The sequence below is a fragment of the Paenibacillus radicibacter genome (assembly GCF_024721995.1).
In the GTDB taxonomy this organism is placed as follows: domain Bacteria; phylum Bacillota; class Bacilli; order Paenibacillales; family NBRC-103111; genus Paenibacillus_AM; species Paenibacillus_AM radicibacter.
Map to the genome: position 1 here is coordinate 1 of NZ_JANQBC010000019.1, position 25,604 is coordinate 25,604.

Below are 25,604 nucleotides of genomic sequence, written 5' to 3' on the forward strand. Positions count from 1 at the left end.
TCCCCAACACGGCAGCCGGTACTATACAGAAACTCAAGTAAAGCTCGTTCTCGAGGAGATAGACAGGAGATTTTCAGATGTATCACATCTTCCTCAATTAAAAATTTCGGTATGCGTTTATCCATCTTGGGCTCCCTTAATTTGAGAGAGGGGTTCGTTGCGAGGTAACCTTCTTCATATGCAAAGCGAAAAAGGGAGCGAACAAAGCGGATGCGATGTCCTAAACTGCTTGGCTTTAATCGGCCGGATTGTTTTGCCAAGTATTCCTTCAACAGTTGTAAAATGACTTCTCCAATATTAAGATCACCTAGTTCACCGACCAACATCCTTAGCTGCAAAGTATAAGCTTTTAATGTAAGTGGACTAAACCCCTGGATTCGTTTATCTGCTTCATAAAGTCTCCATAACTCTCTCAAATTCATAATAAAACCTCCCATAAGACCTATTAATTCTAGGTTTTAATCAAATGGGAGGTTTTAATCGATTGTATTGCTCTATTGTGTCTCGATATATATACATTCATTGAATTATTCATTTTCTATGCGAAAAAAGAACTTTCTAACAAATACCGTATAAATTAATACGATTACTGACCAAATAAAATTCCCTATAAATGGTTGCTGATTTTGCGAGAATAATAGATTATAACTTATTAGGCCAAATCCAGATGAGTATATAATCATCAACCAAAATCCCCATTTTTTTAAACGCAAATAACCATAGATGAGGATAAGGGAACCGATAGCCAATAATATCCTAAAAAATTGTTCTGAAAAGTGGGGTAAACCAAACCTCTCGGCTATGCCAAATTCATTTGCTTCTGCATTAAAGAATATTGCTGTGACAATCATTAAAGCTGCATGAAGTGCCCAGTAACGCGATCTTCTTGATTCCATCTTTAACAATTTCAATCGCTGTTGAGTCTGCAATATGAATTAACGGAATACATACCGATCTTTCTACTTCTTGTGCCATCTTATGCATTGTATTTGTACAAATGACGATTAAATCTGCTCCTGCCATTTGAAGTTTTTGAGCTGAATCAATCATAATTCTTGTAGCCTCATCCCAGTTTCCTTGATGCTGTAAAGTCTTGATTTCTTGAAAATTCACAGAATACATAAGACTTTTAGCGGAATGATGCCAACCTAGTCTATCTTTTACATATTCATTAATAATTTGGTAATAAAGCAAAGATGACTCCCAACTCATTCCACCAATAAATTAAGCACCTCACTTATTGTTAACATCATTTTCTCACAAGGAGTTCATGTATACAATAAATTGAGGATAGCGTATCTAATGCCCTCATCTGAACATAGATACTATCCTGTTTTTGAACTTTGCTGTGGTATCAGTTGTTTTGGCACGATTCAGTCATTACTCTGAAAGTATATTACCACTAAATCAACATTGTAAAAAAACGAACCTCTAGAATTACTTCTAGGGTTCGCTTTTTACTATTACTTCTTTTCTTCATTTGGTGATCAATTAAGATCAAAGACTAACAATGTACCCACTTACTGTATATCCAAAATTTTAGCTACATCCTGGGTATGTGGATTTCTATATAAAAATAAATATTAGATCACCTGCTCCATTGAGCTAAAGACGGTTTAGTGCTAACATAATTTCTTTCCCTATATGTAACCTCACAATTAGATAAATTATTATTCGATTGATTAAAGCACTATGTACCAATAGAAGAGAATCTCATCACAATGACTTGTTGAACTGGGAATGGTGAAAGGCTACCTCATAGAACTCTGTAGGAAATCGTTAAGTTGTTTTTGTTCTATTAGTTTTTGACGTGATTTAAAGACATCAATCAGTAGACGTAAAGAATAGAGGGTGCAGATTTTCTTTAACACCCTGATGTTCATCGCTAGTAAATGGAGCTAGTCCTGTTTATCATGTTCATTTTCATTATCATCAACTGCATCGCCTACCTTGTTTCCTAAAGATGCGCCTACTATACCACCTACAACTGTTCCTACAGGACCCAAAGCGGAACCAACAACAGCACCTATGGCACCACCACCTACTGCTCCTACAGCCTCTTCAGCTCCGATACCATTCGTGTCAGAATCATTGGTTCGGTTACGTTCGTTGTTTTTAGTCATCACTTTCACTCCTCATTTTCTGATAGGATACTCTGCTTTGATAGCGTAACATCCCAAAACATATCTTTCCCTTACCTATTTAAAAAGATTCAGAGCTGGGAACCCATTTGTGCTACAACGTATTTTTGGACGAAAAACAGTCGGCAACATAATCTCAATGGAATACTCAGTAAGTAGACTAATATTTCTTAAATTTTAAACTTCGAGCTACTTAAGAGGAACTTTTATAACGGTAATCGGTACACATTCTTGAGTGATTTCGGTTATCGGTATATATTGTTGACTTTCGACAATATGGTGTCATACATTATATTGTTATTAGTTTTCTACAGAAAAATAAGTTGTTTAGTTTTCCCCCCATAACAAACAAATAACGAAGCACATTTATGCTGCTTCGTTATTTGTTCTTTTATTCTTTATTTCGTAAATTGAACTTTCTTCAGCATTCAACAAAATTTTAGAATACTATTCTTTGGTAAGTACGGCATCAATCAAACCATAGTTTAATGCTTCTTGGGCAGACAAAAAGTGGTCTCGATCCGTGTCCCTTTCTATTTTTCCAATCGGTTGCCCAGTTTGTTTTGCCAACAGTTCATTCAATTTATGACGCAAATTCAAGATTCTTTTTGCGCTAATTTCAATATCCGATGCTTGCCCTTGTACACCTCCAAGTGGTTGGTGAATCATAACTTCACTGTTTGATAAGCAATAACGCTTTCCCTTGGCACCACTGGACAATAAAAACGCACCCATTGAAGCCGCCATACCGATACAAAGCGTGCTGACCTCAGGTTTTACATATTGCATGGCATCATAAATACCCATTCCTGCTGTAATAGATCCACCAGGACTATTAATGTACAATTTAATCTCCTTTTCATGGTCTTCCGCTTCCAAATATAGTAACTGCGCAATAACTATGTTCGCGGTCACATCCGACACTTCTCCTGTAATAAAGACGATACGGTCTTGCAGCATACGGGAATAAATGTCGTAAGACCGTTCGCCCCTGCTGGTATGTTCAACAACATATGGTATGAGATTCACGGATTGCCCTCCTATTGTATAATCCCTTCAATTCGATACTTCTTTTCCCATTCTGAAACGTGCTTAGGGTCAATCCTGATAATCTTTGTTGGTGTATGCTCGATATACTCTTGGACGTCGCTACTTCCGAATTGCTGCCGCAGTTCTTTTATTTTTCCAACAACTTCCTCGTCGGTGCTAATACTATCGATTTCCTCTTCTGATACGACCATTAAGGTAACAAAGTGTTCAACGCGAGTGACCCTTCCAACTTCGTCTTTGTAGCAAAATGCCACATTGATGGTTTTCTCCCCACATGTTACGGGCTCTCGAGTAAAGATTTCAATGTAAATATCATTTGCAATTCGTGGGTTAAGAATAGATATTTCTCCGGTGCTATCTTCATCAAAACCATTAAGATTACGAGTTCGATGAATACCTATCGGAAGAGATATCTGTATACGGACGTTGTCAACTTGACCAATCGGAGCAATTTGAATCCATAGATGGTTCATGCCTTCTTCATTTTCAATCGTAGTTTTTGCATGCCGGACTTTTATCATTGGTTCCCTTCCCCTTTCAGTAATTGGGTAACGGTTTCGATCATCTTAACTTTCAATTCCGGTGAAACACGTGAACTAACCGAGATAATAACATCTTCATTTAAGACATGTGTTTCGTTTCGAAAAATCTGATCTGACTGATACAATCGAAGGTTTTCACCGATTTTAATAACTTCTTCAATCGGCAAACCGACTAACTTTTCTTGTGCTGAGGCTAAGGTTTCGCCTCTTTTGGAAAATAAGAGAATGGCACGAAAATAATGAAGATGATTATCCGTATATACCCTTTTGTTTCCAACCAATTCAAGGGGCGGGATAATCCCTATCTGTGTGTAGTACCTAATCGTTCTTAAATTTATTTGCGGGTCGTCGTTCTGCAAAACTTCAGCTATTTGCTTTGCGGTGTAAGTATTCAACACGCTCACCTTCCTAACCCACATTTTAGTTACACATTACTGTCACACTTACAGTTTAGTGTAACTTATTTCGATTGTCAATATTCGTCTCCCATCATCTCTCTTGTTAACGCAACAAACCGGCTGGAACGCAGCCGGTTTGAGTGCTAAATTATTATAATGTTCTTCCCGCCGTAGCCAATCTATAGCTACTTTTGAAATTTTTCAAACTCACTTTTTAACCATGTCTGGTTTTGATGAGCAATGTATTGTTCCATGCGTACTAACAAATCAACCAATTCTGGTTTCGTCAGCTGCATATAACGTTGTCTGACTCGATCTATGTCACGATCTTGTTTTATGTGCTTGAATGCATCCAGATCATCATTTAAGGGCTTGTGGGACCTTTTCAATGGTTTATAAACCTTTGTAGTACTGTGTTTTAGAAAATGATTGTGAAGTTCCTTGTTATTTCGGATGGTATTTTGGTGTATACCTTTTCCATCTGGGTCAATTTCTTTCGATTTATCTGAAACTGTCCGGTAAGAAACTGACTTACCCTCATTAGATAGAGCGTCGATGGCTTTTACTCCAAGTTCAAAGGAACGGTTTTTCTTCTCGTCATACGATGCTTGAAGCCATTTCAATTCATTTGTTTGAGGAGATACGAATTTCCGGCGCATATGTCTCATCCTTTTGAGATTTTTCGATTAACTGGATCTCCCTGAGCTCGTGCTTAGCTCTATTTTTTGCGATCTTCATTTTCTTTGCTTCAAGCGGTAACCCCAGTTGCTCGAATCTTTTTTCACTTTCATCTGCCCAATTATAAAAGGCTGTAATTTCTTCTCTAAACTCCGGACGAGGCACTTTTGCACCACATCCCACACAAGCCATTTTAGTTGGACATACTGAGTCAATTGTGCATATGCCACCCACAACTTTTGACATGGTGCCAACCTTCTCACGGTAATCATCATATATCTCTTTAAGCTCTTCAGGACCTCGGATAATACCCTTTTGGATATCTACATATGAGATCCAGTTTTCATGAAGTGAATTTATTGATGCTGAAACTTGTTGTGTTGTGGGAGCTGAGTAGTAAGAAGTCACCTCAATATCCTTCTGATGGAGCAGCGTTTTCACAATATCAACTGGGATTTTCTAGGTTTGAACAGCATGCGTTGCAAATGCATGTCTCAAAAGATGAGCTTTTAGAACAACTTGATTGCCTTCTGCCGACTGTATTACAATGCCGTGTAAAAGAAATCGAAGTATAGCATTAATTGAAAACACGTTGATGTGTCTAGACTGGTATTGAAAGAGCACGATTACAAAGTTCCTATCAATTCTATTTTTGCAATTGAAGAAGCGAATGCATTTCTCTCAGTAATTGATAATTATCAGGACAAGCTTCTATTCGCCTTATTGCGTTATATGGGAGTTCGTGCAGGAGAGGCTACTGGTATAAATCTTAACACTCTTACAATCACCCCCACAGGGGGATATTGTAATAAACAAACATCATACTGCATACTTCAATGAAAATCTCGCCTAAGACTTTGTAATAATTTGCTCATGTATAATAAAACGTAATGGAAACCACATCACTTCATTGATACCGTGAAGAGTAAAATATTCTCAATAGTCTGACGCTTCTATACAAAAAAACAACCTCTGTATGAGATTGTTTAAAATAAAACAATTAATGACGTTTATTAACTTTACGAAATGACTCTATAGAGTACAGTTTAGAAGAATGCTGAGAATCTTGAAATAGTGACATGACCTGCGCTGTTAGCTATTACTGGTGAATTAGCAATGGTAATAGGAAACCCAGATATATTTCTAAATTGAATTGTATCTCCAACAGCAAAGGACTCAACTTGAACTAAAACCAATTGACCACTTGTTGCCGTGGTTACAGCAGGAGCCAGATATGCTGTAGAATTATTTAGTGATAACCCAATTGTTGCTCCTGGTAATGTGGCAGCTACAAGATTTATTACAACACTAATGTTGTACAAACCCGCATTTTGTATTGTGAAAACACTTGTCACTGCGTTATAAGTAAGTGCAGTAAATTGGTTTGGAGTGATATTTAAAATATTTGATCCCGAAGCAATTGTCTGAGGTTGAATATTACCGTTAAAGAATGCATCTACAAACGTAGGAGGTGGCCCAGTGGGGCCGGTTGCTCCTGTTACACCTAACCCCGTTGCTCCGGTAGCTCCGGTAGCTCCAGTTGCTCCTGTTACACCTAACCCCGTTGCTCCGGTAGCTCCGGTAGCTCCAGTAGCTCCTGTTACTCCTATTGCCCCCGTAGCTCCAGTAACTCCAGTAACTCCAGTAACTCCAGTTGCCCCCGTTACTCCAGTAGCTCCTGTTACTCCTATTGCCCCCGTAGCTCCAGTAACTCCAGTAACTCCAGTTGCCCCCGTTACTCCAGTAGCTCCAGTTACTCCTATTGCCCCCGTAGCTCCAGTAACTCCAGTAGCTCCTGTTACTCCCGTTACTCCCGTAGCGCCAGTTTCACCAGTAGCTCCTGTTACTCCTGTTACTCCAGTAACTCCAGTTGCCCCCGTTACTCCAGTTTCACCAGTTACCCCAGTTTCTCCCGTAGCTCCAGTAGCGCCAGTAACTCCAGTTGCCCCCGTTACTCCCGTAGCTCCTGTTACTCCTATTGCCCCCGTAGCGCCAGTTGCCCCAGTTTCACCCGTTACTCCCGTAGCTCCTGTTACTCCCGTTACTCCAGTAGCTCCAGTTTCACCAGTAGCTCCAGTTACTCCAGTTGCCCCCGTTACTCCAGTTATTCCAGTTTCACCAGTTACCCCAGTAGCTCCTGTTACTCCCGTAGCGCCAGTTACTCCAGTTGCTCCTGTTACTCCAGTTGCCCCCGTTGCTCCAGTTGCTCCAGTTGCCCCCGTTACTCCAGTTATTCCAGTTTCACCAGTTACCCCAGTAGCTCCTGTTACTCCCGTAGCGCCAGTTTCTCCCGTAGCTCCTGTTACTCCCGTAGCGCCAGTTACTCCAGTTGCTCCTGTTACTCCAGTTGCCCCCGTTGCTCCAGTTATTCCAGTTTCACCAGTTACCCCAGTAGCTCCTGTTACTCCCGTAGCTCCTGTTTCACCAGTAGCTCCAGTTACTCCAGTTACTCCAGTTGCCCCAGTAGCTCCAGTTACTCCCGTAGCGCCAGTTTCACCAGTTTCACCAGTAGCTCCTGTTTCACCAGTAGCTCCAGTTACTCCAGTTACTCCAGTTACTCCAGTTACTCCAGTTGCTCCAGTTACTCCAGTTGCTCCAGTTACTCCAGTTGCCCCAGTTTCACCAGTAGCTCCTGTTACTCCAGTTGCTCCGATCGGCCCTTGTTCGCCCGCACTTCCCTTAAACCCATGAGGCCCTCGTACACCTCTTGGACCTCTTTTACAACATGTATTCCTGACCATCTTCTTTTTTCTTTTGCATTTACAATTTACTTCACGGCATTCAAAACACAACTTGATACATGTTTTTTGCTTTTTTTTCTGCTTATGATAATCCGTTGACTTTCTTTTGCCCGACTTTTTTTTTTTTTTTGATGTTTGGATTTTGGATATTTGGATAACGATTTCTTTTTTTCTATTGAACAGAAAAGAGTCAACACTGTCACCTCCATACAAATAAAGTATGAGGATAAACGTTGACTGGAATAGACTCATTACTCAATTTGAAAAGTTTAAGTTCAACTTAACATCTGATTTATCGGTTATCGTGCAAAGCTCTAATTCATAATAACGTAACTGATAATGAAGTCATGGGATGGAGTAAGTTACTATTGAAACCAAATTGGATTTATTTAAATGTAAGCAGTATAAATCTTCAGAGAAGTAAACATTAGGAAGTTTCGTCACCATATTTTTTTAGAATTCGTGCACATTACCCGCTAAGGTTTAGTCATTTTTTGCAAACATTACAGCCCAATATTTTGGAGTAAATGTTCTTAACCTCCCCAATCAACGCTTTGGTTGTTCCATTCTTCTGTCCGTTCAGATGCTGAGACCATCAGATCTTTCTTGCTGACCTCCTTTTTGTGTGGACGTAAGATTAATATCACATTTATTTTATCAGTCTAATACTAAATTATTTTCACAGAATTACAATATCATAACTTAAATCACTTATGGTCTGCTTATTATTGTGATGGCAAAAGTCCTAATTAGAAAGGAGATTAAGAATTCGAGCATTTCAAACAATTAATATTCGAAACGCAGAGAATACGATAGAAATTGCATTCGGGCTAGGTGGAACTAGAGCAATACAAGCCTTAAAACTAATTCTTGCTTCTGATTATAATAAAAATGAACTTAAAAGGTTCAGGGAAAAAATAATCGATCTTCACAAAGATTTTCCAGAAGTTGTTGATCGCTTTGGTTTCAGGTTTAAAAACAAAAAAATAGTTTAAAGTTTATAATAGTTGACCTAATAAAAGACGGAACTGCAGACTAAGACTTTGTGCTCGCGTCTTAGTCTGCAGTTCCACTTTTTAATAGTGAGGTGCGAATTAAAGATTTATTCCCAAAGAGAATTTTCTTTTACTCTCCGAACAAATTTGAAAAAACAATGAATATTTATGTTTTTTAATAAAGCTTTTTATGAGTAAATAGTTAATTGAAATAATAACAAGAATTTTCATGATAAAATCAAGCCTCAAAGCATATTACAATTTATTCATGAGAGTGATTTAGTTAGTCGTTCTTCCATCAGTTTCTATTACCCTCATGAGTATAGCGATATCAATTTCATCTCAATGGCTTCTTGCTTTTCTGGTATTGAAATCATAGTTTTGATAGTATTTATATCTTCTTAGATATAAATACTGATTGTTCGTAATGCGAAGAGAGCCGTGTACTCTACTCTCTGTAGCACACACGGCCAGTGACAATGATGTGTTTACCGACGAACAGTCACTACCAATGGCATTGACCAAAATCAACTAATATCATTAGTAACAGATGTCAATACCGATCTTGCTATTTTGAACTATTGTTCCCAACGAGTTTAACCATTACATTTGCGATAGCATGTTGTTCTTCCTCTGATGCTACAGACCAAAGATCTGAAAGTACACGTTCCTGTTCATTTTTTGGGTCTACAGAACTTGCTAAATAATCACCGACTTGATACGCCACTGATTGAACTATTTGTTGTGACATTCCTTGTTCTTGAGCACCTTCAACTCGATCGCCTAAAAAGTTTTTCCACTGATCCCAATTGTTAAGAATAGACATAGATTTCCTTCTTTATTTAATTCATAATTATTTTGTGTACATAAATAAAGACTATACTCCATTGCCATTGACATGTTTTCCATGTAACTTTGAAGATTACTTTTAATATCCGCTTCTTCTTTTTGATAAATGTACTTACCTATTCCGTATTTGCCCCATTTATATCTTCATCGATCTTCGTCCAATTCCAGCTTAGTCATTGGATAATTCTTTTCAATCACTCTTTTGGCGGGCTTAGTAAAACGATGTTGAATAACTCAAAAGTCAGGTCTTTTTTTGCCTCAGGCGGCAATTCAGCCTCTAATCTTTCGAACATTTCGTAATAACCTTCCTCCCAACCTTCATGCAGGTAGATCGGGGCTACGATAAAACCAACTGGATAACCTGCTCGTGCAACTTTTCCGGCTGCTTCAGTTCTTTTGGTCATGTTCTTGTCATCAATCGGGAATCGGCTCAAGTTCTTGTCATAACCAAATGACAAGAACTTGAGCCGATAAATAAGAAAGCCCGCGATTCCCGCGGACTTGATTCGGACAATGTTTTTGTCATCCGACAGTTTCTAGCGACATAAATTTTCCTACATTATTGACATAATTTTACCTACCACCGGTTTTCTCCGATGGAAACAAATAAGAACTATCCGGAGGGAGTTTTTCCAGATATTTTTCTTAAGCAGCTCTACATGTAGCGTTCAAAGGAACCTCCCGCCGATTTGAATATCTCCGGGAACCAGGTCACACAATTCCATTGTTCGTAAGCCGGTATGAAACATCACGATTAAAATCGTCTGATCCCGAGGAGAACCGCTGTGCTCGGCCGCAGCGAACAATGCAGCTTCTTCTTTGTCTGTCATCTGTCTTGGGCTTACCTTTTCTTCTGGAACCAATTTGACAGGCTTCGAAGGGTCGCGGCGAATCCTGGATTCCGACACGGCCCACTCAAAAAAACGTTTCAGGGTTATAAGTCGCCGGTTTCAATCCCATTACTTTTTGCGAAGCTTCCCGTATCGTGTTAATGTTGGGGTAGCCACATCTTCGACTTGAAATGTCACCTCTTCCTCCTGGTGATCAGCTGTCTCAAACCAGCCTATAAAATGTTTCAAGTCGCTTGCGTATTCTTTAAGTGTTTTGGGATTCAAGTCTTCATGGGTAGTGAGGGCTTGAATGAAGTCCAGAATCGTCTGCTCGCCCTGTTCCGAAATCCCGGTCGCCTCTCTCATTAGCACAGCCTCCAAATCTTGATTTACATTAGCGGACATGGTTTTTTTATCTTATCCGAAACATTAGCGGACATCAGTATATGCTTTGAAAATACAGAATGACCGCTAATCTTACTTAGCGGTCATTGACATTAAACAGCCAGTTCCAAAGCACTTATGCATAAATTCCACTAGCATATCTTTCAAGTGTGGTGGGTAACCTATATGCTGAAAATGCAATTTTGAAACTTGGAGGTTTTTGCATGAAGGACCATCTCATTATTTTGATTAGAAGTTTTTCAGCATTCATTATCCTAATGGTAATTGCGAGAGCATTAGGAAAGCAAACCCTCTCAAGCATGAACTTTCACGAATTCGTAACAGCAGTCATATTGGGAGCTATAGGAGCCAACTTTGCATTTAATGAAAAAATAGAAGTTGTCCACCTATTAATAGCCCTGTCTGTCTTTACAATTACTTCTTATATTTTATCCAAGCTTTTTTTGAAATTCAGAAAATTTAAGATGTGGACAGAAGGAACACCCACCGTTCTCATAGAAGGAGGGTTAATTCTTGAGGATAATATGAAAAAAATAATATGACAATGGATTCTTTTAACGAACAGCTTCGTCAGAAAGAGATTTTTAATATAGAAGATGTGGAGTACGCTCTCCTTGAGATTAACGGTAAACTATCTGTTCAAAAGAAAAAGGAACTACAAGCCGTGACATTAAAAGACCTACAATTGAATGCAGTTAATGCCACACAGTACCCAATTGAGCTTGTAATCGACGGGCAGCTTTTGAAAGACACTTTAAATTCCAACCATATTCCCGAATCCTGGATGCTGTCCCAACTGAAGGAACGCGGCAAAAAGTTAGAGGACGTATTCTACGCCGTAAAAGGCAGCAACGGTCAACTTTATGTGGATGATTATAAGGATAATATTCAGCATCCAATTGATCTGGAATAGTATTAACTTTCGGTATAAATAGCTACCTGAGATTCAACGTAATCAAATAATTATATTTTGCAGCGTGCTTTAGCTCATCCAATATGATACCATACACCGTATCTTTATAGATGCCAACAGGCAATCCAAACCAGATGTTGCGGTATCGTTCCACCGCACCCAACTCCCCCATCAAGGCACGTTGTAGACCTTCTGTATAGGATTGTACCCGCTCGTATTGCTCACTACTGATGCCTACAATTTCCTGTCCCGTCAAAGCCCGATACATCTCTCTGAACATTTTATTGTGGCCGCGCTCATCGTTACGGATGCTTTCTATAATAGCAACCTGCTCTTTTGAGGGGGCTAGGTTGATCAATTCATCGTAGAACAACTCATCGTTACGCTCCCCTTGTACCGCTTCCTTTATCATTTGTGCTGCTTTCGGAAATCCTGTGCTCCAGATAGGTACAAAATCCACCCGCATATAGTATGAATTTCCCCAATAAGAAGGTACTTGATACAATTTTGTCTCTTCCCAACGTTAGTTTATAGAAAGTATATGAGCACCTACCCATATCGGTTCCTAAGATTAGGAAAATGACGTACCGCATACTCCCAGGTTGAATAACCAGTTGGTCTGATGTAACACGTTCTGTATCAGCTTAGGGTAAGAAAAAACGCAAAGTCGGATATATCCAGGGCTTAGCGTATATCTTCGTTAAAATGTTGGCGGAACCCCATATAGCAATACGATGAAGATTAATTATATGAATGATAAGGACTGGAAACAAGGCCGGTATACAAAATTGGTCAAAACAGTAGTCAACTACTTAGGAAATAACTCAAGTGGGAATTATATAGGATTGCTATACCATCGACTCTATACATTAGTAAACAAGCATTTTGGCATCAATGTATTTGAACCTGCGGATAAGACAAGCATTCTCCACTCTTTATCTAAGGATGAGCTCGAATTTATGTTATTAGATTTATTTCCGAGGTATAGAGAAAAATTACTTATGCAGCATCGATTTGCTCTTAAAGCACGCCCAACAATCTCTTTGCTCGTTCCATCTGAATATACGTTCGCCATACCGAAAAAATTGATGCCCAGCTCCAAAGCTTTCTTTATGATTGGACGACTACGTTCTTCATCAAGTATCCACGGATGAATCCACCTATCTGCTATACCAAAGCTCATACAGCCAAGACAAAGTCGAGACACAACCAAGCCTGTCTTTCCAAGTTTCACATATTCCATTTCATCGATTCCTCGCTTTCAAACAGATCTTATAGGCATTATAATGATAGTCTACTCCTTGGAGTTTACTCCAGATCAAGTAGAACCATTAGAATTTCCTCTCTCATCAGCTTGATCTTCACTATGTATTTTAGTACGTATTGGAAATTAACTTATAGTACGAGTTAAACTTGAATAACCATGAGTGTTTTTCCATTTAATCCACCAACCGCGACAATGTAGGTAACATTGTGTCAATAAACGATTATGTAGGAACATTTATGCACTTTTGTTGACATAAATGTTCCTACATAAAAAAGAAGAGCCTGATTTGAAATGAACCCCATGTCAAGGACACTTGAAAAAAAGAGTGGTAAATATAGTTAAGCAGTAGCTAGGAGATGATTTCTGTATTCTACAGGAGTCATCTTTTTTAGTCCCCACTTATATCTGTGATTGTTGTAATAGGAGATATAGTTATTAATTGCTCGAGTAAGATCAGTGAATGTGGAGTAACAACGACTCTTCACATGATCTTTCATATGTCCAAAGAATGATTCTTGTGGCGCATTATCCCAACAGTTTCCTCTTCTTGACATGGATTGTCCTAATCCATATTTTTGCAAGAGTTTTTGATATCTAGGACTCGTGTAATGGCTTCCTTGATCGGAATGAATAAATGCATCTTTACTGAGCTTTAAGCGTCTTTGTTTCACAAGTGTATGCAGGGTATCTGTTGCGATCTTAAGCGATATGTTTTGGGAAAGGTTGTAGGAAAGGATTTCTCCTGTAGAGGCATCTAGAATGGTCGACAAATAAGCCATTTGAGTCTGACCAAATGGAAGTAGGTGATGTCGGTCAGTAATGCTAGACCAGGTGTTTTCTGTTTGAAGTTACGTTGCAAGCGATTAGGAACAGTACGGTGTTCTTGAGTCGCTTTTGCCATACGCTTGTAGGGGTTAGGTTTTCGAATGGGACAAACCAAGTTGAATTTTTTCATCAATCGACGTATTCGTTTTAAGTTATAAGGATTCCGTATTTATTTTCTAACGTCATTTTAATAGATCTTACGCCCTTCTTATACCCTTTATAGCGTATAGCCTTCACAATCCAATCTCTTGCTTTTTGATCCGAAAGCATGCGCTTCTCCCGCGTATCAGAGGTTTTTAGATAGCGATAATAACCTGATCGTGATACGTGGAGCAACTGACAAAAATAGTGCGTCATTCGTCCTAAACCGCTATTTACAGCGCTTTGAATCAATTCAAAACGTGCATCTTTATTTAGATTTTTCCCCTTGGCTACCAGCAACTTTTCTTTCGTGTCGAACTTTTTTATGAGTTCTAATTGAGCTTCCAGCATTTTAATCTTTGCTTCTTGCTTTGCGATTACTTCAGTCGGAGTGAGTTCACGTTGAACCGGTCGCCCAGATGATTCCTTTCTAGAATCGAGCAAACCAATGATGCCATCCTTTTTGTAGGCATTCTTCCAGCGAGCTGCACACTGTTCTAAACGTTTCTGACCGATGATTTCGATATGAAAGCCGTGATCTTCAAAGATTTTTCTAGGAGACAAACCTAACATATGTTGATCGATGAAAATACGCTTAAATTCCTCGGAATACGTAATAGCCTTCTCACTTACACGATACACATATTTATTCTTAGATAGAGTCTCACGCTCTTCTTCATTAAATAACTTTTTACTCATGATGTTATCCCTCCACTGTCGTATACAAGTATACAAAAAATCCCTATAGCTTAAACACCTCGATCTCCTGAGCTTGCGCCAAAAGTCACGATACGGCCATTTGGCTTAATGATGTCAAAGTCGACGAAAGCGGATTGACCGCAAACTTAAACGACGACGCTCCAAACGAGGAGATCACGGCTCCTGCAAGTCCAACTCCGAGAGTGTTTGTTAGCTCTATTGGGAATCGGACTATATTGTTGGTATACTTCGGCAATCGGAACATATTGTTGACACTCGACACATACGGTGTTATATACCATGTAAGGAGTTTTCAGACACAAAAAAATAAGTTGGGTATTTCCCCTCCTTTAACAGACCTGAGAATCTTGAGAATTGTTAATTTCACAATAAAAAAACGATCTTTAGATTTTCTAATGATCGTTTCTTATTTTGTTATGAGGACATATATTGTTCAAACTTCAACTTTAATACCATGATTTCCAAATATCTAACCAAAATATCTAGCATCTCTACCCTTGCATTTAGATTCTATCTGCACTTGATTTGGTTTGCTACATGATCTGGTGGAAAATTGAAATCATGTAGTAATGTCAAGATTGGGAGAGATAATAAGCATATTCCAATGGTCTGCTATAAATTATGCGATTAACACTCTTTAAATCTTCGTATATACTTTTTTGGGGTTTTCCGTTGAGTTCAATAATCCAGAGCTTTCTTTGTTCGTCTAATACAAAATCCACACTCAATTCTCCCAATGTACCTATATAAGTTTCTGCTTCTTGTGCGGCTGTTACACTTACCTCATACAGAGATTGGAGGATTTCATTCGTTTCTTCGGGCGAAAATAACTGCGGAAGAATGTCTGCAACATCATAAATGGTTTCACACATACTCGTGTTAAAGTAATGTTTATAAGCCACTCTACATGTTATGGTGGAAACCGCCCATTCTCCAATAATACCTTTTTGAACAAGGACCCGGATATCAAAATACTGATGATCAAGTTGACGCATACGAATTCCTTGCTGAACCATATATTGTTTTAGTCCGAGAAGCTCATCCAATTTTTCCTGAATACCTTCATTTCTTCTGTAAATATTTCTTGGAGCCAAGCTGTGCATAGAAATGTGAATATCTCCATTATCCGTTAGTTCAACCCGATACACAGATCTCCCCTTAAGTCCGTAAGAAGGCTTAATGTATACTAGTTTATATTTGTCTAGTACTTTGAATATATTCACTTCATGATATAAAAATGTGTCTGGTACATAGGGGTTAAGATTTGACTTTTTTAATAGGTTATAGAGATCCCATTTATTAAAAAAATTGATATTGTTGAAACATTTGTTTCTACCAATCGCCTCCTCAAGGCGTTGAATGGTTATTAATTTTTTGTTATAACATCGGTTATAGACGACATGAGGAAAAGGGAACGACCTTTGTTTCCATATGCCCTTTTTCAGGCTAACTCCAATGATACGTTGTTCCTCCCAAAGAATATCTGCCGGAGTAAAAGCGCAAAGTTTCAAGTTTAAATTGTGATAACGTTGATAAAGCTCCAAAATTCTTTTTCTACTGTTTCTTTTAGTTACAAGAATACCTATTAATGGGTGATTCTCCAATCCCATCACTCCCTAGCCTACGATCTCTTTTATTATCTAATGATGGTTCAGACATAATGGTATGGGACAATCACATAGCTGAACCTATATTCAGCGAATGTATTGCTCTATTTGCCTATTTTTATTTTGATAGGTATTTGCTGTGTTTATATTTTTAAACTTTAATACGATGAATTACGTGTGATAATAAGGAGATGAGACTATGGGAAAATGTAATTGCCCTCCAGGCCCTCCAGGACCGGTAGGACCAACAGGATCACAAGGAATTCCAGGACCAACAGGACCACAAGGAATTCCGGGGCCAGCAGGGGGACCACAAGGGCCACAAGGAATTCCAGGACCAACAGGACCACAAGGAATTCCGGGGCCAGCAGGGGGACCACAGGGACCAACAGGACCACAAGGGCCACAAGGAGTTCAAGGAGCAGCAGGAACAACAGGGGCAACAGGAGCAACAGGAGCAACAGGAGGAGTATTAAGCTTTGCAGATTTTTTTGCGTTGATGCCTGGTGATAATGGAGCAACAGTTGCTCCCGGTACAGACGTAAGTTTTCCGCAAAATGGACCTACTAGTGGGGCTACTATTACCCGTACTGGTCCCAGTACATTTAATATGTCCGCAATCGGTACTTATCAGGTCTTGTTTCAGGTAAGTGTGACCGAAGCGGGCCAACTGATGTTAACTCTCAATGGAGCTCCTCTAGCCTCTACGGTGGTCGGGAGGGCAACAGGTACTTCTCAGATCGTAGGAATGGCTCTTGTGCAAACGACACTCGCTAATTCAACAATCACTGTAAGAAATCCTTCTGGAAATCCCACGGCACTAACCATAACTCCGTACGCGGGAGCACCAGCAGGTACAACGCCTGTTTCAGCACATCTTATTATCACGCAAATCGCATAGAGTGAAATAGAAAGGACATAGTCGTCTATCAGGAAAGAGAAGTTTTCCAGATTAGCCGCGTTTCGGACTATTCGCTTAGAGTAAAAAAATCGGCAAGTCGGTTATGATGAAAGGCTTCGTTAATTATCTTATCTCATACCTAGAAAAGAAAATCCTTGTTTTGTAAGAATTCTTCAATGTATATAGATATGTAAACGACGTATTCGTCTTGACAATAAGCCTCGAGGCATCGGATTCTAAATACGTTTGTAGATGCCCATAGGGGCACTATTTAAATAGTAATATTATCCGTTGCCTGCTCATTGTAAAGACGCCACTACATATAAACTGACAGTGCAGTTTGTTTTTCATCGCTGAACTTAGTACCCAACCATTTGTTCAGGTTAAACAAAAAGGTGTTGTAGCCACTCAAAATCGATTGCCGTTGTCGATCAGAATGGTCAGGTAAAATTTGACCCGATACGTACTCTCCCACATGCGATGGCAAAAATTCCTCCATAGCTGATAACTTAAAATGGTTGAACAAATCCCGAAAGCGAGCATTCAAAACGCTCGTAATATTCATAATTGATTGAGGTGTCAAATTACGATCTGATAAGCACATCAATGCTAAAGCAAAGTGGTTTGCCCGTGGATGTCCCACACATTGACGGACGAAATACTTAACCTTCTTTTCCTCAAACTTGGTAATTGTAGTCCAATTTGAGTAAAACGCTGAGTATGTGTAAGGAGTACCCCTGGTTGATAAAAATAATGGCTCTTCGTTAGGTAAGTCATTAACTTTAGTTGTGTTTTTGCGAATTAACGCCGTACGGAGTTGACGTATTTGATTAACAGTTTCAATGTTTCTGATCGTGATAAAACTCCGTGAGAGGAATAAACGACTCTTTTGAATCGTCAAATACGTATTTGCTGCTCACTCCTTCGGGACAATATACTTGAAAAAACGAGCCATTTTTTCGACTACCTCCACATTTATCTAAACAGAAAAAGTAGACATTTCCGTACCACATAAACGGATGTCCACAAATGGTGTGTAACACTATCTGAAAATACAGTAAAATCATCTGGTCAACAAAACTTATAATTTAATATTATATTGTCCTCGCGATCTCGCCAATCGAGTACATATCACATCACCGCTTTCATTCTCATCAATTGTTGGTAAGAACGATTTTACCAGCTGTTTGAGATGTTTCAAGTAACTCATGAGCCCGCGCTGCTTCGCGCAACGGGATCCGCGCGGCGATGATCGGATTGATGCACCCCTCGGCAAGCAGATCCAACACGCGTGCTAAGTCCTCGCGAAACCATTCTGGCCGCTCCTTTCTTAGCATTGTAGAGGAATACAAATAGGCAGGATTGCCCTCGGGCGTTATTTTGTTAGCCGATAGGTTCGTCCAGTCGTTGACCCAATCGTTCGAACCATTCTACCCGAGAACCGACGTGTACCCGTAGCCGACGAAACGTCCTCCAGTGCTCAGCGTTTGGAATGACCTCGCCCAGTTGCTTCCTCCGATCGGATCGAATACGGCGTCCACGCCTTCCGGAGCACGTTCACGAATGATTTGTACAAAATCCTCATTCCTGTAGTCGATAGGCACCGCCCCATATCGGGTGACGACGTCGTGCTTTGCCGGAGAAGCGGTGCCAAACATTTCGACACCCGCAAGCCGACCAAGCTCGAGCAGCGCCGTGAATCAAAATGTGTTCCCCTTCAGAAACATTAGCGAGTCGATGTAGCATTTGATATGCAGTAACATAATTCAAAATGATTGCTACCGCTGCCGCAGCGTCAATCTGCATCGGTACCGGGTAAAGCTCATCCGGTTTCGCGTATACATAGGCCGAGTATCCGCCAGTACCGTTGTAAAAAACGGCAACTCTGTCCCCTTTCTGAACATGCAACACGTTTGCTCCAAGATCATCGACAATGCCAACTACATCGTATCCCGGAGTAAAAGGCGTCGGTGGTGAGCCGGGATATTTGCCCTCTCTTCGCATAATATCTGCAAGCGCTACTCCCGCACTCTGCATACGAACGCGAACCTCGTCCCGTTGCGGCAAACGCAGCGGCTCCTCCATAGTTTTTAACGTTTCCGGACCGCCATATTCGGATACAACCACGCGTATGTTCATCATTCTGCATCTCTCCTCGATCAGTAATTGGTAGATGCATTGTATTTTACGTGTTAGAGCTGACTCTAAGTCAAGGTTTTTTCGCCGTCGGGGGGATGAGGTTGCCGATCTCGGATAGAGAGGTTTGTTTATTACGATTTAGTTATAGGCGTTCTTGCATGAAAGTGCTCGATAGCGCAACGCGGCTACCGATCTATGCCGGCAGCCGCGTTTTAGTTATTTATTAAGCTATCGTGTCCCGTTAGTGCAACAACCGCTTATCATTTACGACTCATGATTCCAATTCCACAGTGTGACTTTACCGACCCGGATACTGGATACGGCAGGGTCATTTTTTAGCTTCAGAACTTCCTTGGTCGGTCCCGTTACGACGGCTCCATAAATATTCACCCCGTGTTTTTCAACATATGCTAGCGATTGCGTGATATCTACAGCATGGATCAGGCGATCCGCAAGTGATTTATGTTGATCCAGAATACGAAGCGTTTTGATGAAATTATCGTTCCGTAATTGCCCAGAGCCGTATTGTTCAATGGCAGGATACCGGGTCGTGGATGTGCCCGAGGAAGAGAATAACCCTTTTCTAGGCGTCTCGCGATTAAGGATCTCCCCATCGTCTGGATGCCATACAGGCATACTCGGAAAACCAATCGGATCCCCTATTACACCACCAGGATCATGCCCCTCTGCATGGTCTCCATTGTCTACAGCGAACCATACAGGTTCCAGTTGCTTGCCTGTAAATTGCTGCAAAAATTCATCCGTTGTATACAATCTATTGTAGGACACATAAGCTTCCGTGACCGTCCTTTCGGGCAGCTTGTCGAGCCTGTTCCACTCCTGATCGCTGTTTAGTTCGCTGGACCCCGGAAATTGGAATATGGCGGATCGAACCGCTTCGTTATCTGACCAAGCGAAATCATATAGACGCAACCAGTTGAACAGAAAAGATCCCGAAAAATTGCCCACTTCCAGATATTCGTCTCCGACGCGTTTGGTCATTTTACTGTTAATATTCATGTTGAAATAGGCTCCGGTATTACTGCTGAGATGAACCGTTACATTCGGATAAGCTACTGCAAACGCTGATTCGACAACATCACGATTGACATCACCAAGATCCGGATCTCCCGTCGTGTAATAGAGGGAGGTTCCGATCCCAGATACGATTGTGACGCCGATATACAGACAGACCAGCGTCAACGCCGTACCAACACGATTCCGCCATTTCCCTTTCCGAAGCAGTCGTGCTTCACGCTTATGCATTTTGGCTTCTCGCTCCGTCATTCTGCCTGACTCAGCCGTCAAGTTATCTTCTTCACCTTCCAACATTTCGTCAAAGTAGGCTTGGTAGATTTCCATCTTCTCCAGCTGTTGCTCCAGATCCGCCTGTTCTCCTTCTTTCAGTGTGCCGTTCTTGTAATCCTGAAGCTTCCGCTTGAAATCATCGGTCATCCTGATCGTTCCTTTCCTTTGTCTTCCTTAGCTGCTGCCTTGCCCGAAATAGTAAAACTTTAAAATGCGACAAGGTAATCCCCATAACATGTGCACTTTCCTGATATGATAGCTGGTGCAAATCGTATAATACCAATGCCTGCTTCTGCAGTTCGGGCAGCTGTACAATCCACACCATTAAGGCGTCATGATCCTCTTTTTGCAAAAGAACCGATTCCGGCCCCTTCCGATCATCATCGGACAGCAGATGGAAAAATTCATCGGATAATGTGGTGCTACGCTTCTCTTTTCGTTTCATATCGATAAATGCATTGTAGGCCACGCGGAAAAGCCAAGGCTTAACCTTTTCGTCCTTGTAATTCTCCAGATGCAGATAGGCACGGTAAAAGGTCTCCTATACCAAATCCTCTGCGGTACCATCATCTCCGCACAGGGTTCGTAAATATCGGTTTAGGTCCGGCATATATTTCCGGTACACACTTTCCAGTGTGCTATGCTTCATCATGTATCCCCTCAACATAACCACGTTTCAATAACGGAAAGGTTACAGCCCTTCGGAAAATAGTTACAGCCTTCATGTTACCTCCTTCTATCAAATCCTGCGAGTCCCCTCCAGTAGAACGCAAAAAAGGACCCCTCGATGGGTTCCTTTATAATCTAGCTTAAATAGCGTATATCCACTGTTCTGTCGCTGCCGATGCTTCTATCGCTACGATCCCATGTCATATAACGTCTTATTCACTAACTTCGTAAATAATTCCATGTGTAGGATATTTGCGAATCTTTTGAGCTATCGTTCCCAGTTAGTTCAATACTTGTTTCGAAATTGAAATTGTATATCTTGACTTAGAACACTAACAAATTTTACCAACAATGATTTTCCATACCATAAGTTCGACGTGGCCTCATAGCGATTGATTTTGCTTTATTGATTATCGAAGCTCGTTCGACCCATTCAGAATCCTCATCTGAAAACGTCGGTGCAATTATTGTAATTGTTGAATATCCAGACGTTCAATTCATTTTCAACTACTGAATTTGGGAAAACTTCTAAAAATTCGTCTTCTAGATATCGCACTCGATCCTTTTCAATTTCAGAATCTCGTATATCAAGGGAGACAAATTGTGCCCCACTCTTATAGGCTTCTTTTGAGATTTCACGTACTAAAGGCAAATGTTCAGGAGAAAAATTGATCTTGATTAAATCTCCCTTTTCAACTGTTACCCCAATATTCACAATTATTTTTGCATAATTATTTATATACATAAACTGCCACTGCTCCTTTAGTTTAATATCACAGTTTCTTGTTTTTCTATAAACTTGTAAACCGCGTCTCAATCTATTTCACAAGCCAATGCACTAATCAAAAGCTCTACGGTTAATTTAGAAGTAAAATATTTTTGGTATCACGAGCTATTTTATGCTGAGAGGGCTCTCGTGACTATTTTTGTGGGACAATGCTGGAGCGTTCTTACAAAATTCCTAAATGAGAAGTACCCTACTCTATTCTCCCTGCTTGACTTAGACATTGATAAGGCAGAGCGTGAATGGCTATTTTGGTTGCGTGATCAGAAATACAAGACACAAGAGATTCAGAAACATGCATTTCGTACTGAAGTCACACGAAAAACACATTTAGTGGGCTATTTGCGATTGTTGCTTTCAAAGTTCTTGCAATTAACAGACACCCGTGAAGAATGGGAAAAAGATCGTTGGGATGTAAGGATACTGCATGATAATTATGGGATTCACTATAACAAGAGTAATTCTGCTCACTATCTCGATTTCACGAAGATCGAAAGTTTTAATTTGCGTCTGCAGATTAAAAAGTACATTAAACTACGTCTACTGAGTAAACACAACTTTACTTGGGCCTCAGCAATAGCTTATATGAGTTTTTTACCAAATTTTCTTTCTTGTGTGTCTACAATGGAACCCAATTGGAACGATTTAAAAGGCTTAAAACGCAATCACATGGAGAGATACATTCAATGGTTACATGAGTATGCCAAGGGAAGTATAAAGCACAGAAATACACATCCTGAACGTTACATTAACAAAGGAGTTTTAATTGTTGGCAAGTTTCTGGAGGATCTTCACCGTTACGAATATGACATTGCTCCTGAAACACCTATACAAAAGCTCCTGTTTCCAGAGGATAAACCCAAGCTTCGAAAAAAGTCTATTGACCAAATTGACTACATTCCAGATTATGTTTTAGAGCAATTATTCACCCATATTAATGATTTGCCCAAAGATGTAACTCCAATAGTGTGGGTTGCCTTTAAAACAGGGCTGCGCATTTCCGATGTACTAGGCTTAACTTCGAACTGCTTAGTAAAACTTAACGGCAAATACTCCATTGTAACCGATATTGAAAAGACTTATGTTCAAGGTCATCGAATTCCCATTGACGAACAGTTGGCGGATATTCTTTCAGTTCTCATTCAACATTCAAAAGAAAGAAGCAATCAAGATAATAATCCAGAAGGATTAATTTTTGTTCGTTATCGTGGCGCTCGCAAAGGAAGGCCATTCGACCAGCATTGGCTTCTGAGACAATTAAATGAACTGGCTATGAAAAAGAATATCACCGATGAAAATGGGAATGTATTTCACTTTAAAACCCATCAGTTTAGACATACTTATGCAGTTAAGATGCTAAATGGAGGAGCGGACATTCTGACTGTCCAAGAGTTGTTAGCCCATGCTTCTCCTGAAATGACCTTGCGGTATGCAAAGTTGTTGGACGATACGAAAAGAAAGGCTTTTGAAACTGTAATTACTCAAGGTGTTTTTAGCTTTGACCTTAACGATGATGTTCAAGAAATTAAAGTTGGAGAAGACATTCCTGCGGAGATCTTACATGCGTTATGGCAAGACCATAAGTTGAATGCAATGGATAACCCTTATGGGACATGTCACGCTCGTTTGAAAGGAGAATGCCCTCACATGGAGGCACCACCTTGCTTAACATGTAATGGAGGAAGCCCATGTAAAGATTTAGCCATAGGCTTTTCTGAACTGGATGTAGAGAAATATGAACTGCATATTAAAACCACATCCAAGGCGATTGAGGTATCAAAACAACATGGTCGTGAAGATATAGCGGAGAAGCATGAGAAAAATCTACTGCGTTATCAGGGGATTCTAACTAACCTTCAAGAAGGCAACATCATTTTCGGTAGACAAGACCGTGTAAAAAGAAAGGTGAGTGCTGGAAATGGCTAATTATGACCGTACAGCCCATCTGAAGAGCATCCATGCCCAACGGAAGGCAAGCACCTTAGAGAAGGTAGATCAGGCGATTAAACGCCTCTTACGAGTGAACAAGAGCATCAATTTCAATAGCGTATCAGAAGAATCGGGTGTCTCGAAAGCGAGTTTATATAACCATTCAGATATCCGCGAGAGGATCGAATCCTTACGCCGTCAACAATCACAAGCACCTACTCCAAAGCAAGTAAAGCGTGAGATGAATGATGCGAATAAGGATGTACTCATCGAAACGTTAAAACGCAAAATCAAAGCACTGGAGAACGAGAACAAAGGATTACGAGAAGAAATGAAAAAGGCTTATGCTCAGATTTATGAAAAATTTTAGTTGCACTTCATTGAGCTAACGGGTAGTTTTCTTTAATAAGTCAAGAATCGTCAATGGTAAAATTAGCTCCTGAGGATTGTGATATTTGGAGGTCTATAATCATGAGATTAAGTTGTGAATCAATCATGTTACAACTGCCTGATACAGGGTATATTGACGCAAAGTTAAAGGGGATGTCCTACGACCATCAAAAGACCCTGCAGGATTGTGCACTAAATGTCGGGAAGGGAAATACCTTCTCTGCTATGCTTTGAGTAACGAGGGGAGGCGATAATCATGGATATGCTGGCGCAACTGAACAAATCTTTAAGCTATATTGAGGAGAATCTTACTGATCGTGTGGACTATCAGGAGGCAGCGAAAATTGCCTGCTGTTCGGAATATCATTTTTCACGGATGTTCTCATTCCTTGCAGGCATTACTCTGTCGGAATACATCCGCCGAAGACGCCTAACTTTGGCAGCACTTGAGCTAAGCCACAGTGACATCAAGATCATCGATGCTGCGATGAAATACGGATATACCTCGCCGGATTCCTTTACTAGGGCTTTCCAAAGCATGCATGGGATTACTCCCTCGGAAGCCCGGATCCATGGACAGTCCCTCAAAGCCTTCCCGCGGATGACGTTTCAACTAACTATCAAAGGAGGAAGTGAAATGAACTACCGAATTGAAGACAAAGAGGCTTTTCGCATAGTGGGGATCAAAAAAAGAGTGCCAATAGTATTTCAGGGGGTGAATCCGGAGATTGCATCGATGTTTGAAGGACTTACACCAGAAATGATTGATAAGATTAAGGGCTTTTCGAATGTTCAGCCTTCAGGACTAATCAGTGCTTCCACGAATTTCAGTGAAGGGCGGATGGAGGAGAAAGGAGAGCTTGATCATTACATCGGGGCGGCCACAACGAATGAAGCACGAGATGGCTTCGCCCAGCTGGAGGTGCCAGCCTCTACATGGGCTGTATTCACCGCCGTTGGCCCTTTTCCGAGTGCGCTTCAAGAGATCTGGGGACGCATTTATTCCGAATGGTTTCCGTCTTCGGAATATGAGCTATGCGAAGGGCCTGAAATGCTCTGGAATGAGCAGAAAGATGTAGCATCGCCGCAATTTAAAAGCGAAATATGGATACCCATTAAAAAGAAATAAGCAGCGTTTGTTGAAGTAACGGGGAACGATAGTTAAACATAAAGGGTTCCACATATTAGTCATGCATAATATGTAGAACCCTTTATTTTATTTGATTTCCTTAAGTTTAGGTCTTGATAGTTTCTAGTCTAATGGTTTATTTACTTTTAACAACAGAAATGGAATACATTTTAGTAAGCTAGTTGAAGTAAGTAACTCCACTTTAACTCTCCAGTTCGTGGGTTCGGACGAACCGTGAAGATGATATTTTTCA

General features: G+C 40.3%; 25 protein-coding genes and 6 pseudogenes. 7 read left to right on the top strand and 24 right to left on the bottom strand.

Features of this window, described 5'->3' with window-relative positions:
- From NV379_RS24970 to NV379_RS25035, 14 genes and pseudogenes are all read right to left on the bottom strand, one after another.
- The coding region (locus NV379_RS24970; RefSeq protein ID WP_258210066.1) for a tyrosine-type recombinase/integrase at positions 1-422 on the bottom strand (422 nt) is incomplete at its 3' end.
- A 105-nt stretch (positions 423-527) separates the two neighbouring features.
- On the bottom strand, positions 528-851 hold the full coding sequence (locus tag NV379_RS24975) for a hypothetical protein (protein ID WP_258210067.1): 324 nt from the start codon (positions 849-851) through the stop codon (positions 528-530).
- Positions 826-1,212 (bottom strand): aspartate/glutamate racemase family protein, encoded by a 387-nt coding sequence (locus NV379_RS24980; RefSeq protein ID WP_258210068.1) that lies wholly within the window; start codon positions 1,210-1,212, stop codon positions 826-828. Before NV379_RS24980 ends, NV379_RS24975 begins: the two co-directional genes overlap by 26 nt.
- Positions 1,213-1,898: 686 nt before the next feature.
- Complete coding sequence (locus NV379_RS24985; protein ID WP_258210069.1) at positions 1,899-2,123, bottom strand: glycine zipper domain-containing protein; 225 nt, start codon at positions 2,121-2,123, stop codon at positions 1,899-1,901.
- A 465-nt stretch (positions 2,124-2,588) separates the two neighbouring features.
- The gene (gene clpP, locus NV379_RS24990) at positions 2,589-3,170 is read right to left on the bottom strand and encodes an ATP-dependent Clp endopeptidase proteolytic subunit ClpP (protein ID WP_258210070.1); all 582 of its coding nucleotides are present in this window, start codon (positions 3,168-3,170) and stop codon (positions 2,589-2,591) included.
- An 11-nt stretch (positions 3,171-3,181) separates the two neighbouring features.
- Positions 3,182-3,712: a hypothetical protein gene (locus tag NV379_RS24995; RefSeq protein ID WP_076238564.1), complete on the bottom strand. Its 531-nt coding sequence runs from the start codon at positions 3,710-3,712 to the stop codon at positions 3,182-3,184.
- Positions 3,709-4,128, bottom strand: coding sequence for a MerR family transcriptional regulator (locus NV379_RS25000; RefSeq protein WP_258210071.1), 420 nt, complete (start codon positions 4,126-4,128; stop codon positions 3,709-3,711). The genes NV379_RS24995 and NV379_RS25000 overlap by 4 nt, the downstream gene beginning before the upstream one ends.
- Before the next feature lie 188 nt (positions 4,129-4,316).
- Complete coding sequence (locus tag NV379_RS25005; protein ID WP_258210072.1) at positions 4,317-4,790, bottom strand: hypothetical protein; 474 nt, start codon at positions 4,788-4,790, stop codon at positions 4,317-4,319.
- The gene (locus tag NV379_RS25010) at positions 4,756-5,217 is read right to left on the bottom strand and encodes a hypothetical protein (RefSeq protein ID WP_258210073.1); all 462 of its coding nucleotides are present in this window, start codon (positions 5,215-5,217) and stop codon (positions 4,756-4,758) included. The genes NV379_RS25005 and NV379_RS25010 overlap by 35 nt, the downstream gene beginning before the upstream one ends.
- Before the next feature lie 638 nt (positions 5,218-5,855).
- Positions 5,856-7,181: pseudogene (locus NV379_RS26130) on the bottom strand (collagen-like protein); the annotation flags it as partial.
- 1,932 nt (positions 7,182-9,113) lie between these two features.
- The gene (locus NV379_RS25020) at positions 9,114-9,371 is read right to left on the bottom strand and encodes a DUF3243 domain-containing protein (protein ID WP_258210074.1); all 258 of its coding nucleotides are present in this window, start codon (positions 9,369-9,371) and stop codon (positions 9,114-9,116) included.
- A 47-nt stretch (positions 9,372-9,418) separates the two neighbouring features.
- Positions 9,419-9,864 (bottom strand): annotated as a pseudogene (locus NV379_RS25025) (spore photoproduct lyase family protein); the annotation flags it as partial.
- 198 nt (positions 9,865-10,062) lie between these two features.
- Positions 10,063-10,302, bottom strand: coding sequence for a site-specific integrase (locus tag NV379_RS25030; RefSeq protein WP_258210075.1), 240 nt, complete (start codon positions 10,300-10,302; stop codon positions 10,063-10,065).
- A gap of 51 nt (positions 10,303-10,353) precedes the next feature.
- Entirely contained in the window at positions 10,354-10,590 is a 237-nt protein-coding gene (locus NV379_RS25035) for a hypothetical protein (RefSeq protein ID WP_258210076.1), read from the bottom strand.
- A gap of 242 nt (positions 10,591-10,832) precedes the next feature.
- On the opposite strand from NV379_RS25035, the gene NV379_RS26135 reads away from it, so the two are divergent.
- Together NV379_RS26135 and NV379_RS26140 are read left to right on the top strand one after the other, a co-directional pair.
- Entirely contained in the window at positions 10,833-11,171 is a 339-nt protein-coding gene (locus tag NV379_RS26135) for a DUF421 domain-containing protein (RefSeq protein ID WP_308860328.1), read from the top strand.
- Positions 11,168-11,542, top strand: a complete 375-nt coding sequence (locus NV379_RS26140; protein ID WP_308860329.1) for a DUF421 domain-containing protein — start codon at positions 11,168-11,170, stop codon at positions 11,540-11,542. Before NV379_RS26135 ends, NV379_RS26140 begins: the two co-directional genes overlap by 4 nt.
- A 22-nt stretch (positions 11,543-11,564) precedes the next feature.
- On the opposite strand, the gene NV379_RS25045 is transcribed toward NV379_RS26140, so the two are convergent.
- The 4 genes and pseudogenes from NV379_RS25045 to NV379_RS25060 form a co-directional block, all read right to left on the bottom strand.
- The gene (locus NV379_RS25045) at positions 11,565-12,008 is read right to left on the bottom strand and encodes a ferritin-like domain-containing protein (RefSeq protein ID WP_373426168.1); all 444 of its coding nucleotides are present in this window, start codon (positions 12,006-12,008) and stop codon (positions 11,565-11,567) included.
- 543 nt (positions 12,009-12,551) lie between these two features.
- Positions 12,552-12,785 (bottom strand): annotated as a pseudogene (locus tag NV379_RS25050) (aldo/keto reductase); the annotation flags it as partial.
- Between the two features lie 362 nt (positions 12,786-13,147).
- Positions 13,148-14,474 (bottom strand): annotated as a pseudogene (locus NV379_RS25055) (IS3 family transposase).
- 593 nt (positions 14,475-15,067) lie between these two features.
- Positions 15,068-16,105, bottom strand: coding sequence for a YheC/YheD family endospore coat-associated protein (locus NV379_RS25060; protein ID WP_258210078.1), 1,038 nt, complete (start codon positions 16,103-16,105; stop codon positions 15,068-15,070).
- A 196-nt stretch (positions 16,106-16,301) separates the two neighbouring features.
- Between NV379_RS25060 and NV379_RS25065 the strand changes: the two genes are divergently transcribed.
- Entirely contained in the window at positions 16,302-17,003 is a 702-nt protein-coding gene (locus tag NV379_RS25065) for a collagen-like protein (RefSeq protein WP_258210079.1), read from the top strand.
- Positions 17,004-17,319: 316 nt separating this feature from the next.
- Here the strand turns inward: NV379_RS25065 and NV379_RS25070 are convergent, their stop codons facing one another.
- From NV379_RS25070 to NV379_RS25095, 6 genes and pseudogenes are all read right to left on the bottom strand, one after another.
- Positions 17,320-17,904: a hypothetical protein gene (locus NV379_RS25070; RefSeq protein ID WP_258210080.1), complete on the bottom strand. Its 585-nt coding sequence runs from the start codon at positions 17,902-17,904 to the stop codon at positions 17,320-17,322.
- A gap of 253 nt (positions 17,905-18,157) precedes the next feature.
- A pseudogene (locus tag NV379_RS25075) lies at positions 18,158-18,661 on the bottom strand (zinc-binding dehydrogenase).
- Entirely contained in the window at positions 18,585-19,142 is a 558-nt protein-coding gene (locus tag NV379_RS25080) for an alcohol dehydrogenase catalytic domain-containing protein (RefSeq protein WP_258210081.1), read from the bottom strand. Before NV379_RS25080 ends, NV379_RS25075 begins: the two are co-directional and overlap by 77 nt.
- Positions 19,143-19,406: 264 nt before the next feature.
- Positions 19,407-20,597 carry an anti-sigma factor gene (locus NV379_RS25085; protein WP_258210082.1) on the bottom strand — a complete coding sequence of 397 codons (1,191 nt, stop codon included), beginning with the start codon at positions 20,595-20,597 and terminating at the stop codon, positions 19,407-19,409.
- Positions 20,587-20,979, bottom strand: a pseudogene (locus NV379_RS25090) (sigma-70 family RNA polymerase sigma factor); the annotation flags it as partial. The gene NV379_RS25085 and the pseudogene NV379_RS25090, both read right to left, overlap by 11 nt.
- Before the next feature lie 582 nt (positions 20,980-21,561).
- Positions 21,562-21,864: an aminopeptidase gene (locus tag NV379_RS25095; protein ID WP_258210083.1), complete on the bottom strand. Its 303-nt coding sequence runs from the start codon at positions 21,862-21,864 to the stop codon at positions 21,562-21,564.
- Positions 21,865-21,939: 75 nt separating this feature from the next.
- Here NV379_RS25095 and NV379_RS25100 point away from each other — a divergent pair, with 75 nt between their 5' ends.
- The 4 genes from NV379_RS25100 (at position 21,940) to NV379_RS25115 (ending at position 25,351) form a co-directional block, all read left to right on the top strand.
- The gene (locus NV379_RS25100) at positions 21,940-23,829 is read left to right on the top strand and encodes a site-specific integrase (RefSeq protein ID WP_258210090.1); all 1,890 of its coding nucleotides are present in this window, start codon (positions 21,940-21,942) and stop codon (positions 23,827-23,829) included.
- Positions 23,822-24,202, top strand: a complete 381-nt coding sequence (locus tag NV379_RS25105) for a DUF6262 family protein (protein WP_258210084.1) — start codon at positions 23,822-23,824, stop codon at positions 24,200-24,202. The genes NV379_RS25100 and NV379_RS25105 overlap by 8 nt, the downstream gene beginning before the upstream one ends.
- A 101-nt stretch (positions 24,203-24,303) precedes the next feature.
- Complete coding sequence (locus tag NV379_RS25110; protein ID WP_156510152.1) at positions 24,304-24,456, top strand: hypothetical protein; 153 nt, start codon at positions 24,304-24,306, stop codon at positions 24,454-24,456.
- A gap of 22 nt (positions 24,457-24,478) precedes the next feature.
- Entirely contained in the window at positions 24,479-25,351 is an 873-nt protein-coding gene (locus NV379_RS25115) for an AraC family transcriptional regulator (protein WP_258210085.1), read from the top strand.
- Positions 25,352-25,604 lie beyond the last annotated feature (253 nt).